At 36.5% G+C, this 14,565-nt stretch carries 15 protein-coding genes; all 15 read right to left on the bottom strand.

The window, feature by feature from the left end; translation table 11 throughout:
• Positions 1 to 11 precede the first annotated feature (11 nt).
• The 15 genes from ACZ5L8_RS01250 to ACZ5L8_RS01320 all read right to left on the bottom strand — a co-directional run bounded on the left by ACZ5L8_RS01250 (position 12) and on the right by ACZ5L8_RS01320 (position 14,465).
• Positions 12 to 1,412, bottom strand: coding sequence for an MFS transporter (locus ACZ5L8_RS01250; RefSeq protein ID WP_464439163.1), 1,401 nt, complete (start codon positions 1,410 to 1,412; stop codon positions 12 to 14).
• Between the two features lie 70 nt (positions 1,413 to 1,482).
• Positions 1,483 to 3,111 (bottom strand): acyl-CoA carboxylase subunit beta, encoded by a 1,629-nt coding sequence (locus tag ACZ5L8_RS01255; protein ID WP_464439165.1) that lies wholly within the window; start codon positions 3,109 to 3,111, stop codon positions 1,483 to 1,485.
• Positions 3,112 to 3,244: 133 nt separating this feature from the next.
• Positions 3,245 to 3,943 (bottom strand): TVP38/TMEM64 family protein, encoded by a 699-nt coding sequence (locus ACZ5L8_RS01260; RefSeq protein WP_464439166.1) that lies wholly within the window; start codon positions 3,941 to 3,943, stop codon positions 3,245 to 3,247.
• A 117-nt stretch (positions 3,944 to 4,060) separates the two neighbouring features.
• Positions 4,061 to 4,561, bottom strand: a complete 501-nt coding sequence (locus tag ACZ5L8_RS01265; RefSeq protein WP_464439167.1) for a hypothetical protein — start codon at positions 4,559 to 4,561, stop codon at positions 4,061 to 4,063.
• Between the two features lie 132 nt (positions 4,562 to 4,693).
• Positions 4,694 to 5,293, bottom strand: a complete 600-nt coding sequence (locus ACZ5L8_RS01270) for a hypothetical protein (RefSeq protein ID WP_464439168.1) — start codon at positions 5,291 to 5,293, stop codon at positions 4,694 to 4,696.
• Positions 5,294 to 5,388: 95 nt separating this feature from the next.
• On the bottom strand, positions 5,389 to 5,991 hold the full coding sequence (locus tag ACZ5L8_RS01275; RefSeq protein WP_464439170.1) for a VOC family protein: 603 nt from the start codon (positions 5,989 to 5,991) through the stop codon (positions 5,389 to 5,391).
• Positions 5,982 to 6,518, bottom strand: a complete 537-nt coding sequence (locus ACZ5L8_RS01280) for a YcxB family protein (protein ID WP_464439172.1) — start codon at positions 6,516 to 6,518, stop codon at positions 5,982 to 5,984. Before ACZ5L8_RS01280 ends, ACZ5L8_RS01275 begins: the two co-directional genes overlap by 10 nt.
• Before the next feature lie 143 nt (positions 6,519 to 6,661).
• Complete coding sequence (locus ACZ5L8_RS01285; RefSeq protein ID WP_464439174.1) at positions 6,662 to 7,138, bottom strand: hypothetical protein; 477 nt, start codon at positions 7,136 to 7,138, stop codon at positions 6,662 to 6,664.
• Positions 7,139 to 7,326: 188 nt separating this feature from the next.
• Entirely contained in the window at positions 7,327 to 9,888 is a 2,562-nt protein-coding gene (locus ACZ5L8_RS01290) for an MORN repeat-containing protein (RefSeq protein ID WP_464439175.1), read from the bottom strand.
• A gap of 271 nt (positions 9,889 to 10,159) precedes the next feature.
• Positions 10,160 to 10,654: a hypothetical protein gene (locus tag ACZ5L8_RS01295; RefSeq protein WP_464439177.1), complete on the bottom strand. Its 495-nt coding sequence runs from the start codon at positions 10,652 to 10,654 to the stop codon at positions 10,160 to 10,162.
• Positions 10,655 to 10,749: 95 nt separating this feature from the next.
• The gene (locus ACZ5L8_RS01300) at positions 10,750 to 11,100 is read right to left on the bottom strand and encodes a tRNA-binding protein (RefSeq protein WP_464439179.1); all 351 of its coding nucleotides are present in this window, start codon (positions 11,098 to 11,100) and stop codon (positions 10,750 to 10,752) included.
• A gap of 105 nt (positions 11,101 to 11,205) precedes the next feature.
• A complete protein-coding gene (locus tag ACZ5L8_RS01305) occupies positions 11,206 to 11,769 on the bottom strand; it encodes a hypothetical protein (protein ID WP_464439180.1) in 564 nt (187 codons plus the stop codon).
• Positions 11,770 to 11,853: 84 nt separating this feature from the next.
• Positions 11,854 to 12,330, bottom strand: a complete 477-nt coding sequence (locus tag ACZ5L8_RS01310; protein WP_464439182.1) for an energy transducer TonB — start codon at positions 12,328 to 12,330, stop codon at positions 11,854 to 11,856.
• Between the two features lie 51 nt (positions 12,331 to 12,381).
• Positions 12,382 to 13,311 carry a hypothetical protein gene (locus tag ACZ5L8_RS01315; protein WP_464439184.1) on the bottom strand — a complete coding sequence of 310 codons (930 nt, stop codon included), beginning with the start codon at positions 13,309 to 13,311 and terminating at the stop codon, positions 12,382 to 12,384.
• A gap of 53 nt (positions 13,312 to 13,364) precedes the next feature.
• Positions 13,365 to 14,465 (bottom strand): toxin-antitoxin system YwqK family antitoxin, encoded by a 1,101-nt coding sequence (locus tag ACZ5L8_RS01320; RefSeq protein WP_464439186.1) that lies wholly within the window; start codon positions 14,463 to 14,465, stop codon positions 13,365 to 13,367.
• Positions 14,466 to 14,565 lie beyond the last annotated feature (100 nt).

The following is a 14,565-nucleotide window of genomic DNA, read 5'->3' on the forward strand; positions in this document are numbered from 1 at the left end:
GTAATAAAAAATTATTCTTGTGGCGCGATATACGATATCGCTGCTTTTTCTGTGATTAATAAATTTGAGAATGCAGCTAAGATCAAACTGATTCCTGATATGATCATGGCATTGATTGTGCTTTCGCCCAAAAGTTTATAAACGAAATTGACGCCGCCCAAGGCTGCGATAATTTGTGGGATGACGATAAACATATTGAAAAGTCCCATGTACATTCCCATTTTTTTAGGATCTATCGTGCTTGAAAGCATTGCGTATGGCATTGAAAGAATACTGCCCCAAGCGATCCCTACGAGCAGAAAACTTAAGGAGAGCACGGCTGCACTGCTAGCATAGAACATACTTATAAATCCTACACCACCGAGAAGTAATGAGATAAGGTGTGTGTATTTTCGGTTAAGGCTGCGTTTTGCAGAGTAAAAGGTAAGCAAAAGCGCAAAGACCATCGATGAAAGTCCATAAACTCCCATCGCCGAACCTACGGTGTCAGCAGCATCCTGATACTTCTTGTTAGCAACAGTAAATGCTTCTTGCTGCTGAACATCTTCCATATTAAAGGATTTTTCAACGGGTGCAGGTGCATCAAACACATGCTCAGTGAGTGCTGGTGTTGCTAAACTCCACATCGTGAAAAAAGCAAACCAACTGAAAAATTGTATTAGCCCAAGCTTGCGCATTGTGGTGGGCATGCTCCCTATATTCTCTAGAATGTCTTTTACAAAAGTTCCTTTACTATTTGCCTTCTCTCCTTTAAACGCTTCCAGATCTTCTGGCGGATATTCATCTGTCGTGAAAATAGTGTAGAGAATACTCGCAATAAACACAAAGGCTCCTATCGCAAATGCGATCTTCACTGAAGGAGGAATTACCCCTGGATCTGCTTGATTACTTACGCCTAGTTGATTAACAAGCCACGGTAAATTACTGGCAACCCAAGTGCCTATACCAATGATCAACGTTTGTACAACAAAGCCATACGAGCGTTGAGATTCTGGGAGTTTATCTGCAACTAAGGCTCTAAAGGGCTCCATACTCACATTAATGGATGCATCTAAAACCCATAAGAAACCAGCCGCCATCCACAGCGCAGAGGAGTATGGCGCAAAAAATAATGCCAGCGAACTAAGAATCGCACCGATAAGAAAATAAGGTCTGCGTCTTCCTAATCTGGGATGCCAAGTTTTATCACTTAAATAACCAATAATAGGCTGCACGATCAAACCGGTAAGCGGTGCCGCGATCCATAAAAGCGGAATTTCTTCTTCACTTGCTCCCAGTGTCTGGAAGATACGTGACATAAAACCGCCTTGTAGGGCAAAACCAAATTGAATTCCCAAGAAACCAAAACTCATGTTCCAGATTTGCCAGAAACTAAGCTTGGGTTTATTTTTTAATAAAGATGCTTTAGACATATGCTATATTTTGATCTTACTAAAGATAGTATATCTTTTTGCATCTCAATATAAGCGAGCATTACAAGCATTATACTTGTATCACGCCAAGGTTAAAATCTTTCTCAATAGGAGCGTGGTTTGCCGCTTCGATCCCGGTAGATATCCATTTGCGAGTGTCTAGCGGATCTATCACAGCGTCCGTCCATAATCTTGCGGCTGCATAGTATGGAGAAACCTGCTCGTCGTATCTGGATTTGATCTTGTCAAAAAGTTCTTTTTCAACCTCTGGAGTGATCTCTTTACCTTGCTTTTTAAGTGAAGCAGTTTCAATCTGCAACAATACTTTAGCTGCGCTATTACCGCTCATTACAGCAAGTTCTGCGCTAGGCCATGCAAAGATCAATCTAGGATCGTACGCCTTACCGCACATCGCATAATTACCAGCACCATAGCTGTTGCCTATTACCACAGTGAATTTTGGCACAACGCTATTGCTTACCGCATTCACCATTTTAGCACCGTCTTTTATGATACCGCCATGTTCACTTTTACTTCCTACCATAAAGCCTGTGACATCTTGTAAGAATACAAGCGGTATTTTCTTTTGATTACAGTTTGCAATAAAACGCGTTGCTTTATCTGCGCTATCGCTATAGATCACACCGCCAAACTGCATTTCACCTTTTTTAGTTTTTACAACCTTGCGTTGATTTGCCACGATGCCTACTGCCCAGCCATCGATACGCGCATAACCAGTGATGATCGTTTGACCATAGCCAGCTTTGTATTCATCAAATTCACTACCGTCAACGAGGCGTTTTATGATTTCCATCATGTCATACTGGTCGCTGCGCTTTCGCGGAAGCAAGCCATAGATGTCATTAGGATCTTCGGTAGGTTTTTTGGCGACAGCCCTATTATAACCCGCTTTATCAAAATCGCCTATCTTATCCATCACGTTCTGAATACGGGTTAGCGCATCTCTATCATCTGTCGCTTTATAATCTGTCACGCCACTGATCTCGCAGTGTGTCGTGGCTCCGCCCAAAGTTTCATTGTCAATAGATTCGCCAATCGCCGCTTTAACCAGATAGCTTCCTGCTAAGAAAATACTTCCTGTTTTATCAACGATCAAAGCCTCGTCGCTCATGATTGGTAAATATGCACCACCGGCAACGCAACTGCCCATCACCGCAGCGATCTGCGTAATGCCCATGCTGCTCATGATCGCATTGTTGCGAAAAATTCTACCAAAATGTTCTTTATCTGGGAAGATCTCGTCTTGCATCGGTAAGTAAACGCCAGCGCTATCTACCAAGTAAATAATGGGTAGTTTGTTTTCTATACTTATTTCTTGTGCGCGCAGGTTCTTTTTTGCGGTGATCGGGAACCACGCTCCGGCTTTTACTGTGGCATCGTTAGCCACCACGATACATTGCTTGCCTTTTACATGACCTATTTTTACAACCACGCCGCCGCTAGGGCAACCGCCATGCTCTTCGTACATCCCGTCACCTACAAAAGCACCTATTTCAATTGCTTTTTCTGCATCGTCCAGTAAGAAATCTATACGCTCTCGCGCCGTCATCTTACCATTAGCATGCTGTTTTGCAATACGTTTTTCACCGCCGCCCAGTTTTACTTTCTTCAGGCGATGTTTCAGGTCTGATACCTGTAATTTATTGTGATCTTCGTTCTTATTGAAATTTAAATCCATAGCGTGGTTTTATTTTTTTGGCTTAAGCCAAATACGCCAAACGCGCATCAGACGAAAATACGAAAACCACAGGTTATGACGTAGCAATAATTTGTTTAGAGAAACTTAAAAGATGAAAGTCTGCAGGAGCGAATTAAGCGTTTTTCTTACGCTTTTTGTCCCACCACACGTAAGCGCCAAAGCCCAAAAGACTTACCACAGAACCCCAGATCAAACCTGTTTTAAGGCTGTCAGAATTTCGGCCAAGGATGGCGATAAAAATGGTGAGCGGTGCAATACCTATCAAGGTGGCAGAGATGAACTTCCAGTAGTTCATTTTCAGGATTCCGCATACAAAGCTAATGGCGTCATTAGATAAAAACGGATTGATCCTAGTGATGATCACTGCCCATAAACCATAATCTTCAAGGAAGCCTTCTACTTTTTGTTCGTTCTTTTTTCCTAGTAGTTTAAGTACAAATTTTTCACCCAAAAGATTACCAATAAAATATCCCACGGACGAAGCGCAAAACACCGCAGCAAAAACAAGGATACTTCCCCATACCGGACCATAAGCGAGGATCGCTACGACCATAAGCGCCACTGATGGAATGACTAATAAAAACATCTGAGCGATCATCGCGATGATAAGCACAAGCGGCCCATACCAGCCAAAACCATCTACCCAAGCCCTGATGCGTTCTTCATCATTACTGGTGAGCACCTGCCAAGCTTCATTAAAAAAATCCTGAACCTCAGGAATAAAAAAATATGCGGCAACAAGGCCTGCAACAAGAGTGATTGAAAGATATAAAGGGATGTTTCCGCCAGATGAGGTTGACTTTTTTGACATTAAATTTCTTGAAAGTTTAGCTAATCGGGAATTTAAGATTTTCTAATACGATGATATCTTAAGGTTATATGAAGATTTTTGGCTTTAAGCCAAAAGAATAAAACCTTTTTAGCAACACTATTGCTGCGGCGGTATGGCATCAAGAAGCTCACCAGATCTGCTGTATGTCTTTAAAGTGTCTATGATCACACCATCTTTAAAGGTGCCTTCTTCACGTATATTCCCATTGTGGAAATAATCTGTAACCTTACCATTTGCCAGATTATCTGGATCGCAAATAAAGTAAGTAGCAGGTTTGTTTGGCACGCCTATGTACACCATATAATCCAGTTTCTTAAGATTAAAAGTATCTTTCACAACACCCTCTTGTGTAATATGGATTTCAATAGGTTTTCTGGACACAGGACTCGTTAACTGGTAAATTCCCGGTTTAGGAAGAGTAGCGGTGGGCATTCCTAGATATTCATTACCGTAATGCATATTTTCATCAGAGACCCACCATATTAAGTCTTCAACCGGTTCTTCTGTACATGGATCAATAAATATGGGAGTATAAGTCACTTGGCCTAACATGATCTGTGATGCGCTTAAGGCTATAAATAGAAATAGTATTTTCATGAAAACTGTAATGCTTTAATCTCGCTGAATATATAAAGTTCTACAGTTTTAGACCAGAAGAAATATGGAAGATTTGAATTTACCTATTTCTCGTGGCGCTATCGTAGATGCAAGATGAGGTTGCAGAACGTTTTATTCTAAAGTGTCAGCAAGTTCCTTAGGTAAGATCTTAGAGAGAAGAGGTTTTTGTCCTTTTTCAATAACTAAGAACTTCCAGTCTGTCTTGCCATTTACAGAGACCGCATAAACGTCTTTCTCAACATAGATCTCATAGAATTCTGTTTCTTCATCGTAATTCACATTTCCTTCTCCAAAGGTTTTCTCAAATGACAACATCATTATATTGTTATACATTTTCTTCTCATCAGCCGTTTGCTCTTCACCTTCATCATCAAGGAGAAACTTTATATTCATTTGATTGCTGTAAGTAAGAAAAGCATAGTATTTATCCTCGATCTTTTGAGCATCATGTATGGTCTTGATCTCAGCCTCCTTTAACACAAATTCCATCTCAGGATCATTAAAAAGCTGATCCATTAACTTTATCATTTGACTTTTTGGGAAAAACTCAAAGAACTCAGGAACTATATAATTCATTGATTTTTCAAAATCCTTATTGATTATTGCGTGCAAATATTCTGAGAATTCTGTTTTAATATTTGTCTTATAGTCTTGCGCAAAACTTATCGTGGTAACAAGAAATAATGAGATCGTGAATACTGCTTTTTTCATTGGGGGTTTGTTTAGTTATTAATGTTTGATCTATTATCGCATGAGATGTTTTTTGGCTTTAAGCCAAATGAATAAATCACAAATCTAAACTAACTCTATTTAAGCTCTGCTAGGATGATCTTCTTTTGTTTTAAGGTATTCTCCATTGCTTTTTTGCGCACGGTTGGGTCTTCACTGTGGATGAGGTCAAAATATTCTGTCGGGATCACTTGCCATGATAGTCCGTATTTGTCTTTTAACCAACCGCAAGAGCCTTCTTCGCCGCCGTTTGCGGTGAGGGCTTCCCAGTAATAATCTGTCTCTGCTTGATCTTTTGTGTTAATGACAAAAGATACCGCCTCATTGAATTTAAATAACGGTCCTGCGGCTAGAATGCTAAACTCCATGCCCGCAACCTCGATGATGGCGGTCTCAATACCGGCTTCATTGCCGCTCTCTTCGCTGTCAAATGTGCGATAATCTATCAGTTTGCCGTCTTTAAAGATGGACAGATAATAGTCTGCTACAGCTTTAGCATCTTTTTCTACCCACAGGTACGGTGTGATCTTTTGATGTGTCATATTTTCACTGGTTTTAAGGCTGTCTGTGTGAATAGCGTTTGTATCTTCAACCGTTTTATGCGTGTTATTTTTATCTGCATTGCCACATGAGGTCAACGCGATAGCAAGAATTAGAGCGGGGAGGAGTCTTATTTCCATTTCCAGTTGAGTTCGTTTACATACGTTGCTCCTAAGGTAGTTATACGCTTTGTAAATTCTGCTGGGTTTTCAATTGATTTTTTTGGGAATATAAGCACTTGATCAGTATTGAGTTTTATGAAATAATGGTTTTGAGTTTCGATCAGCTCCTTTAATTCACCTCCTTTTATTATGCTTGTAGAAGTGGGATCTTCTGCTTTTATGGAGTTTTCATCAATTGTGATATCTACCGTTTTGTTAACTCTGTTCTTGTGATTTTCTTCTACGTGTTTTCTATAATATTCTTTGGATCTCCACCTTGAATAGAAAGGGTAGAAGGCAAACCATAGGATACCTATTACCAGAAAAACGATACCTAAGACAGAAGCATCATTCTTGTAAAAAGAATATATCCCAAAACAGATGTAGATCACAGGTATTAATATTCTAACGCGGAGTCGTCTTTGTTTTTGCAATTTTGATCTTGAAGAGTTGTACAACATAAACGTTATAAAATCTTCATTGCTGAGTTGAAAACTAATATGCATGCTGACCTTTAGTAGTGTAATGTATGTGTGTTGTATTAGGAGTTATTTGGCTGCAGCCAAATAAATAAAACTACGGCTAAGATAAATTTTACAAACTATCTAATACGTTGAATGGGATAACAAAACAACACAAAGTTGAATTATTACTTCATTGTGATGACTTTAAAGCCAAGTTCATCTTTTAGAATGCTATAAATAGTAAGGATATCTGATTTAGAGATTCCCTTTGTCTTTGAACTAATTGTAACATAATTGTTCTTATTTGAAAGATCAAATTCTAACGCTTTTTTAGATTGGGTAATAGGAGTTAAATCTGTCTCATCAAGTTTAAAAGTTTTTGTGCTAATAATCTCAAAACTGTTTTTCCTATTGAGGATAACTGCCTTTTTATCATTATCTATATAAATTGAAGCAAGCTCCTTTGAAAAGAACATTTTAGTAGTGGATAATACAATAAAAACTGTACATAGTATGTAACTAAACTCCATATCTCCTTCTAGCATATAAGTGATAGGTATAAAAAGAAGTAAAGGTATACCACTATTCAAAAGTACATTTAAGCTTATAGTGCGCCAATTTGCTTTGGGTGCTATTTCTTTATTGATGAATATGGGCTGCATTGTTTCTTAATCGATGGTTTCTGCAACGGTTCTGGATATGATCTGTTTGTGTGTGATACTAGCTAGAACCTTTTCGCGAAAGCGGTAAGATACTACAATCATTTTAAAAACATCTGTAATGCTTATAGAGACAAGGAGTTATGTGTGGTGTTGTACGGCTGTTTTGTTATTTATGAAGATCTGTGATATCAATTCTTGGGTTTATACTCATCTTTTAAGGTGTATTTGCGGGTCATTTTTTTAGACTCTTCTATTATAAAGGTGCGTTCATCATTGGTCAGTCCTGCTAGAATTTTACTTGTATTTGTACGGAAATAAGGATCAGGTAGGTTTAAAAAATATTTGTGAGCAACTACTTTGTCTATTTTATAAATAAGCTTAAATGTTGTAGTATGCTCTTCGTTTAACATTGAATCTGTTGAGAGAAGGGCAATTGTATTATGATAATCTACTAACATTTTTTTAAACGCCTCTTTGCCTTTTTTGTGATAGGTGTTTACATAAGATTGTGCCATAGCTTGCATGACTTTATCTTGTAGTTCAGAGTTATAGCTGTTTTGTGTGTTATTATGTTTAGAACTGGTATCTTGGAGGAGGGTATGTATTACTGTACCATTAGTTGCATAGTCCTTAACTAAATTTCCATTTTCAAATAAACCATAGATATCTTTATTAGTTTTTCTATCGGTTTTTACACCTAGTCCAGTTATTCTACCATTATCGTCAAAATCACCACAATAGTAAAAGGTATCTGTAACATACATACCTGAACCACTAAGGTTGCCTTGACTGTTCCACTCACCATAGTAAATAGCGCCATTATTTCTCCACTTGTATGTGCCTATTTTATATTGAATTCCATTTTTAAAGAACCCAATATAGTAATCACCATTATCTAGGAGCATGGAGCCAAAACCATTTTGACAATTACCTGAACACTTTTTGTCGGCCGATTTTTTATTGAGATATTCGGTTGTGTAATCAGTGGTTAATTTACCTTCAGTATATATACCGGCTTGGACTAATTCTTCACCTTTGTAGAAATAGCCATAGCCATGACGTTTTCCATCTTTATACTGTCCATAATACATCTCATTGGTTTCTTTCCAATTATAGATCCCATAACCTGTACGGTTTCCATTAATATATTCTCCACCAAAAACGTCACCATTTGTATAGAAAAATCTTGTATAGCCATGTGCTTTACCATCTTTAAAAAAACCTATAAGTCTAGTGCCATTTTTTAAAACATAAGTTCCATAGCCATTTGTACAGTCGCCTGCAATACAGGAACTATTGGTGGGAGTTTTATTGGTTTGGTTTGTTGAAATAGAACTATTGCTAGACCCTTTAACATCCTTAAGAGAATTGAATAATTGCTCACCTGCATAGGGTTTTGCAACTGCAAGCATAGTTTCTTTAATATCAAAATAGCCTTCAAGAATTGCAACGGGTTTACCATCATACATAACTATAGGGTCACCTTCTTTGGTAAACTTCCATAGGCTTAGTTTACTTGCGTCTAGAGATAAACCATTTAAATAAATAGCATATTTTCCTTTTTCAGGATTAACACCGTAAACATAGGTGTCTCCTTCTATGACTTTTGTGGGTAAAAATGTTTTCTCTGCTGTTTTGTAGTTTTTGTTATAAAACCCCTTTTTTAAAATAGTGTCATAAGTAAAGTATGATTTACCCCAAAATACACTTCTACCTTTTGTGATTTTTGTTCTTTGGTAGATTTGAAGTACACCAGTTCCGTTAGTTTGTAAAATGGCTTCGTGACCTGAGGATATCTGTTTTGCCATTCCTGTAGTGCCAATGGGTCTATCTTTACTATAGGCGTCTGCCCCATAGTAATATTCTTTTGATAAAGGCAAATAGAATAATCCTCCATCGTCTAAAACTCTTTGAGGCGAGATGGCCTTGTTATTTTGTATAGTACGACCATTTAAAAGAGGGAATGGTATGGGGATTTGCGTTTTACGTAGATATTCTATTCTCCATTTTAGATAACCATCCTTTTGTATTTTTTCTAAGTCTGAATAATAAATAATATATCTATATATTTCATTGGCACCAAGGCTATTCCAGCTTTTATATATCCAATTACCTTTGTGATCAAACGAATAGGTATAATTATCGGAAACTATATTCTTAAGGACTAATCCATCTTTAAAAATCATTATCGAAGTACTAGCTTTTAAATCCTTATCATATTCAGTTTTAAGATTAACCTGTAGCTTATCCTCAGGGAGATTTTTATAAGAATAGGTGGTTATATAATTACTTCTCTCTCCGTTTTTACTTTCTGCTTGCTTTTCAATTAATCTCTTTTGGCTATCATATTTATAATTATAGATCCAAAACTTATTTTCTTCTCTTGTAATTAAACCGTTGCTGTACTGGTATGTTTTTATAGCTTCTGGACGTTTATAATCTACTATTTCTGTTATAAAACCATTGTCTACTTTATGAAAGATCATTTTATTTTGCTTGGCGATCTCCTTATCGTAGGTGATCCTGTCATCTATGGGTTTCCCGTTTTTGTCATAAAGAGTATAGTCAATAGAAGCTACATCATCTTTTGTATTATAATTTTGAGCATAAAGTGAGTACGGGCCAGTGGGATTTAGTGGAGCATTAGTTCTATCTACTATCACTTGAGATCGTAAGCTGTTTGTGCACAATAGAACAAAAACGACCAGTATGCTTAGTCTTATCTTATTAAAAGCTGTAGAATGTCTCATAGAGGGCTAAGTTTTTCTAATTGCAATAGGCTATCGACGATCAACATATGCGAAGACGTCGTGATATACCTCATTAGTAATGAATGCAATTTAGAAGAGCTTGCCGATTAAAAACATACGACAGTTGACGTATATTATTATTGCCTCTAGAGCTTGTAAAGTAAATCTTGTAGTGAGGGATAGCCTGACAAAATTCCTACTCATACCAGCGTGAGTATTGGGATGTATTTTAATATGCAGAGATGTAGGTTAACTCTTAGGGATACTTAGGTCATTTTCTAAACCACGTAGATATCCTATCAGTAAGTAGGCTATGTTTAATATTAATGTCTTGTTGCGTTAAGATATGCTTTAGCGCATTGAGCTGTGACTTATCAAGTTCAAGGACTAGGTCATGTTCTAAGACTTCTAAATGATAGAATTTTCTACTATGCTTTCCTAAGGTTATTTCTTTAACCATATTTAAATCAACTATTTGCCTATTATCCTTAAGATCTATAACTAATCTGTCTTGATCGGTTGATAGCTTACCAACTCGCGAAAACATCAATGTTTTTAGAATAAAGATGACTATCCAAGAAATAAAAAAGATCTGGGAAACTACCGTTATTAGATATTCATATTTAATAAGGGTTTCAAACCCATTATCTTTGGTCAAAAAGATCAAGAGTACACCATAGATCACCAGTAAGCCTTTCCAGATTTTATAAAGCCTATGGTTGTAGATGTAATCTATATCTATAAGATCAGTTGTCATATGATGCACAAAGATTTGGGCTAAGAATAAATGTACTATACAGCATTAAACTTAGTTGTTTTAGATTTAAAAACAGCAACTTACAGCTAATGCAAGACATCATTTTACCCTATTCGAGTTCCATTGGCTACTTTGCGTTCTGGTTCTATAAGGGTAACCTCGCCGTCTTCTCCCACACCGCCCAGAACCAAACATTCACTCATAATATTGGCGATTTGTTTGGGAGGGAAGTTCACCACAGCAATTATTTGTTTTCCTATCACTTCTTCCACAGTGTAGAGCTTAGTGATCTGCGCAGAAGTTTTTCTAGTTCCTAATGCGCCAAAATCTATGATCATTTTATAAGCCGGGTTGCGCACTTCTTTAAATACCTCTGCCGAAATTATAGTTCCCACTCTCATCTCTACATGTGTAAACTCCTTCCAGGTTAACTCCTTTTCCTCTGTGTCTTTCATTTTTCTATTGCCTTAATGTTTTTGATTTGTTTCTGTAGCAAAGGTAAGTGCAAGTATGTGTATAAAATCTAGACCTTTTAACGCGGTGTTTTTTATGACAACAACTCAATTCTTATTCAACCAAGCTGTTGTTTGTGGTGGCGGTGGAGGAGGGGGAAAAAGCTTGTATTTCTCGGCCCATATAGCTCTTTGAAATTTTGGTTCGTGATAACTATCCATCAATGATTGCCACCACTTCTTTAGATCAGAACTTTCTACTACTATTCTTCTTCTAATTACTTTTGGTTTATTATTTAAACCATCATTATCAATTATTAACTCGATTACAAATAAGTAATCACTAAGCCCCCATTGAGATTCTGTTCTAATCCATTTAGAACTATAAATAGCAAAGACATATTTATTGATGTCTGGATTAAAATACATGTCAGTGTCTAATTTATATGCTGCACTCTTGAATTTTTCACTTTTAATTGCAGCAATCAGATTATCCACCTTATCTGTTTCTCCAAATTCAGATTGTATCTCTTTTAGGTCATTTTGCTCAATTAGTTTTTTAGTGTTTTCTCCAAGGCTATAACTAGCTCTTATATTTGCTAGTTCTGATTCTTGACAAATCGCACTAATAGAGGTTAAAATAAATATTGATAGGAATATAATGTTTCTCATAATGTTTGTTCTATTATCAGTTAACCTCAGCAAAGCGTCCCGCCGTGCAACGTATGTGTATATATCGTGGCTTGCTTTTTTTCGCTATAGCGAAATCACTCCCTCTTTTATTTCAAAACTATACAATACTGACGTGTCTACTGCTTTGCCTTTTAAGGTTCCTGGTTTCCATTTTTTCATCTCAGCAAAGACAGCTACGATCTGCTGATCAAGTTCTGGGCTCTGGGTTTTGTTGTCTATTTCACATCGCACCATCTCACCTTTACAGTTGATGATCAACGCCACCATACCCTTATCATTATAAGCGGGTTTATCTTTTAAGAAAGCCACCTCTGTGTTTAGCAGTTTAGTGATCTCCTCATCTTTTAGAGGTGCTTTAGCTTTTTTTTGACCGTTACCGGGAAAAGGTAAAATAGAGATCACCTTTGCGTTATTACAGACCCCAGGTATAGGCTCGTCTACTTGCATGATGGCGACCATATCGCCTATCTGACTATACATTGTATTTGTGCAAAAGAAGAACAGGAATACAGCAAAGGCTGAAAGAAGTATTTTTTTCATTGATTTAGGTGTTGTGGCTATTATTATTATTACTATTATTATTCAAAGTGTCTATTCTTTGAGCATCCACTTTATCAGGTCTTTTTTATCTATTATTGACCAACTGTGAGGATGTCTGTCGCCATTTGCCCTATACCCTTTATCAGTGGTCGGGATATATTCAACATGCTTGAAACCTTTCTCGGTAAGACTTTCTGATAACGCTTTAATATAAAAGGCATTCATTTGATCATAATCAGCCATGCGGTTTTCTTGCCACCACAATGTGTCTGGTTCTGTGTAAAGCCTGATCTTAGTTTGCTTTAATCTTTTAAGATTAGAAATATTATCTGTGCTGTAGGTAAAGACGGCATTTTTCTCATAGTCCTCAATATTCTCATTTGGGTTACCAAATGTGTTGCCTAGCGTTTCTAAAAGCCAAGTGCTTTCTTGAATGGATGGTTCTGAAAAGTTTCTTTCTATATTTTTCTCAGAGGATCTATACAAGGCAACCAAGTCTATGGGCGAATCTACTATAAACACTCCTTTTGGGTCTATATAGTATTGCTTCATCCCAACTATAAAATCACTGATCAAAAGGCTTACAACACCACCGCTTGAAAAGCCACCTATATAAATATTATCTGTTGGCAATTGATGTTCAATAACTATTTGTTGAAGCTGTTCTGCGAGTTGATGTTTTTCACTATCCTTAAGCCATAGTGTTTGATTAAAGTTTGACAGTATAACAGCAATACCATTTTCTCTGGCAATGTCAAGAATCTGAGATTCCCTTTTAATATCATCAGCTTTTTCAGGATAACCACCGAATAAGATCAAAACACCCTTAACCGTTTCATTAGGTTTGTACAATTCATACTCTTCTGTAATGACTTCTGTAAACGTATTTTTTTGATTTGTTGTTTGTTCCTTGTCTTGGCTTTTCTGTTTACACGCAATAACTACAATAAGTATTAAAAGTAAGATGAGTGTTCTTTTCATTATTGTAGTTTATGGCAGTGTGACGATATTTTCCTGATACAATTCACGTCCTTTTAAAATTCTTTTATTGATGATTTAATGATTTCTCCTTTTTCATCATATTCCCAAGACCTAAGTAATTTTCCGTTCTCATCCCACTCTTTATAAACTCCTGTATCCTTTCTGTTTATATGAAACTGTTCAGAGCGTAGTACACCATTTTCGTAAAAGAATCTATTTATTTCCTTCTTTTGCTCAGGAAAATATATTGTCTCTTCATACTTTTCTCCACTTTGATGAAATTCTATATTTGATACTAACTGTCCTTTGTCGTTATAGATTCTTTGTATCCAAAGCCTTTTTTTAGAAAGTACTTCTTTAGCCTCTTGTAAATTAACTTGGTTAAGGTCTGAATAGATTTTTAAATTTAAATCTGAAGTGTTTATTTCTCTCCACATCGTGGTTGTATCAATGGGAATATCATTTTTAAACTTTTCAATTTTATTTAATTGTCCATTCTTTGAGAACCATTTAAATACTCCATCTTTTAAACCATTACTATAGGTTTGCTTACTTTGAAGAGTATCGTTAGGAAACCACAATGTTCTTGTGCCATTTAAAAGGCCATCTTCATAATTCTCCTCTAATTGCTTATTCCCGTTAGGGTAAAATTCTACTCTCTTACCTTCATAATACTTTACAATCTGTTCTTTATCAAATAATTTTTTTAATTGAGTTTTTAAGACGGGTTGGTCTGTATATCTTATATCTTCATATCCATTAGAACTTTTAATTCTTTTTGAACGCGTACAATAACCGGTAGTTAACTTTTTGTAGTACTTATTGTTATAGCCAAAAATTATCCACTCATCACCAATTTTTTCTCTTAGATCACAAGATGTCCAACCTTTGAGTAATGGGTGAGAGCCTGAAACAATAATATTCTGGATCTGTTCTCCCTTATATAACTCTATGATTTCAAAATTCATTTGATGCGCATAGTAATCTGTATTAATATTTTCAGCTTCTTGAATGCCAGTTATTTTTACGTGAGCGATGAAGCTATATTCGCTTAAGTCTTCTTTTGTAGTGAAAAGAGGTTTAATAGAACAAGTACAAGCAAATGATTTAAATGCGAATGCTGCTAGAAAAATGAATGTGAGTGTTGATCTCATAATTAGTTCTTTTATTCTTATCGGTATTGAATATGAGCACCTATAAGGTTGCTAGTCCTGTTTCTTGCTCTCTAAAGTTAAACTTTTTGTGCAATACGTG

It is taken from the genome of Leeuwenhoekiella obamensis (assembly GCF_055391795.1).

Excerpts from the sequence above, each read along its gene's own strand:
- ACZ5L8_RS01275 (WP_464439170.1), bottom strand. The coding sequence starts at position 5,991 with ATGGAAATAAGACTCCTCCCCGCTCTAATTCTTGCTATCGCGTTGACC.
- ACZ5L8_RS01305 (WP_464439180.1), bottom strand. The coding sequence starts at position 11,769 with ATGAGAAACATTATATTCCTATCAATATTTATTTTAACCTCTATTAGT.
- ACZ5L8_RS01290 (WP_464439175.1), bottom strand. The coding sequence starts at position 9,888 with ATGAGACATTCTACAGCTTTTAATAAGATAAGACTAAGCATACTGGTC.
- ACZ5L8_RS01270 (WP_464439168.1), bottom strand. The coding sequence starts at position 5,293 with ATGAAAAAAGCAGTATTCACGATCTCATTATTTCTTGTTACCACGATA.
- ACZ5L8_RS01310 (WP_464439182.1), bottom strand. The coding sequence starts at position 12,330 with ATGAAAAAAATACTTCTTTCAGCCTTTGCTGTATTCCTGTTCTTCTTT.
- ACZ5L8_RS01315 (WP_464439184.1), bottom strand. The coding sequence starts at position 13,311 with ATGAAAAGAACACTCATCTTACTTTTAATACTTATTGTAGTTATTGCG.
- ACZ5L8_RS01280 (WP_464439172.1), bottom strand. The coding sequence starts at position 6,518 with ATGCATATTAGTTTTCAACTCAGCAATGAAGATTTTATAACGTTTATG.
- ACZ5L8_RS01285 (WP_464439174.1), bottom strand. The coding sequence starts at position 7,138 with ATGCAGCCCATATTCATCAATAAAGAAATAGCACCCAAAGCAAATTGG.
- ACZ5L8_RS01250 (WP_464439163.1), bottom strand. The coding sequence starts at position 1,412 with ATGTCTAAAGCATCTTTATTAAAAAATAAACCCAAGCTTAGTTTCTGG.
- ACZ5L8_RS01255 (WP_464439165.1), bottom strand. The coding sequence starts at position 3,111 with ATGGATTTAAATTTCAATAAGAACGAAGATCACAATAAATTACAGGTA.
- ACZ5L8_RS01265 (WP_464439167.1), bottom strand. The coding sequence starts at position 4,561 with ATGAAAATACTATTTCTATTTATAGCCTTAAGCGCATCACAGATCATG.
- ACZ5L8_RS01300 (WP_464439179.1), bottom strand. The coding sequence starts at position 11,100 with ATGAAAGACACAGAGGAAAAGGAGTTAACCTGGAAGGAGTTTACACAT.
- ACZ5L8_RS01320 (WP_464439186.1), bottom strand. The coding sequence starts at position 14,465 with ATGAGATCAACACTCACATTCATTTTTCTAGCAGCATTCGCATTTAAA.
- ACZ5L8_RS01260 (WP_464439166.1), bottom strand. The coding sequence starts at position 3,943 with ATGTCAAAAAAGTCAACCTCATCTGGCGGAAACATCCCTTTATATCTT.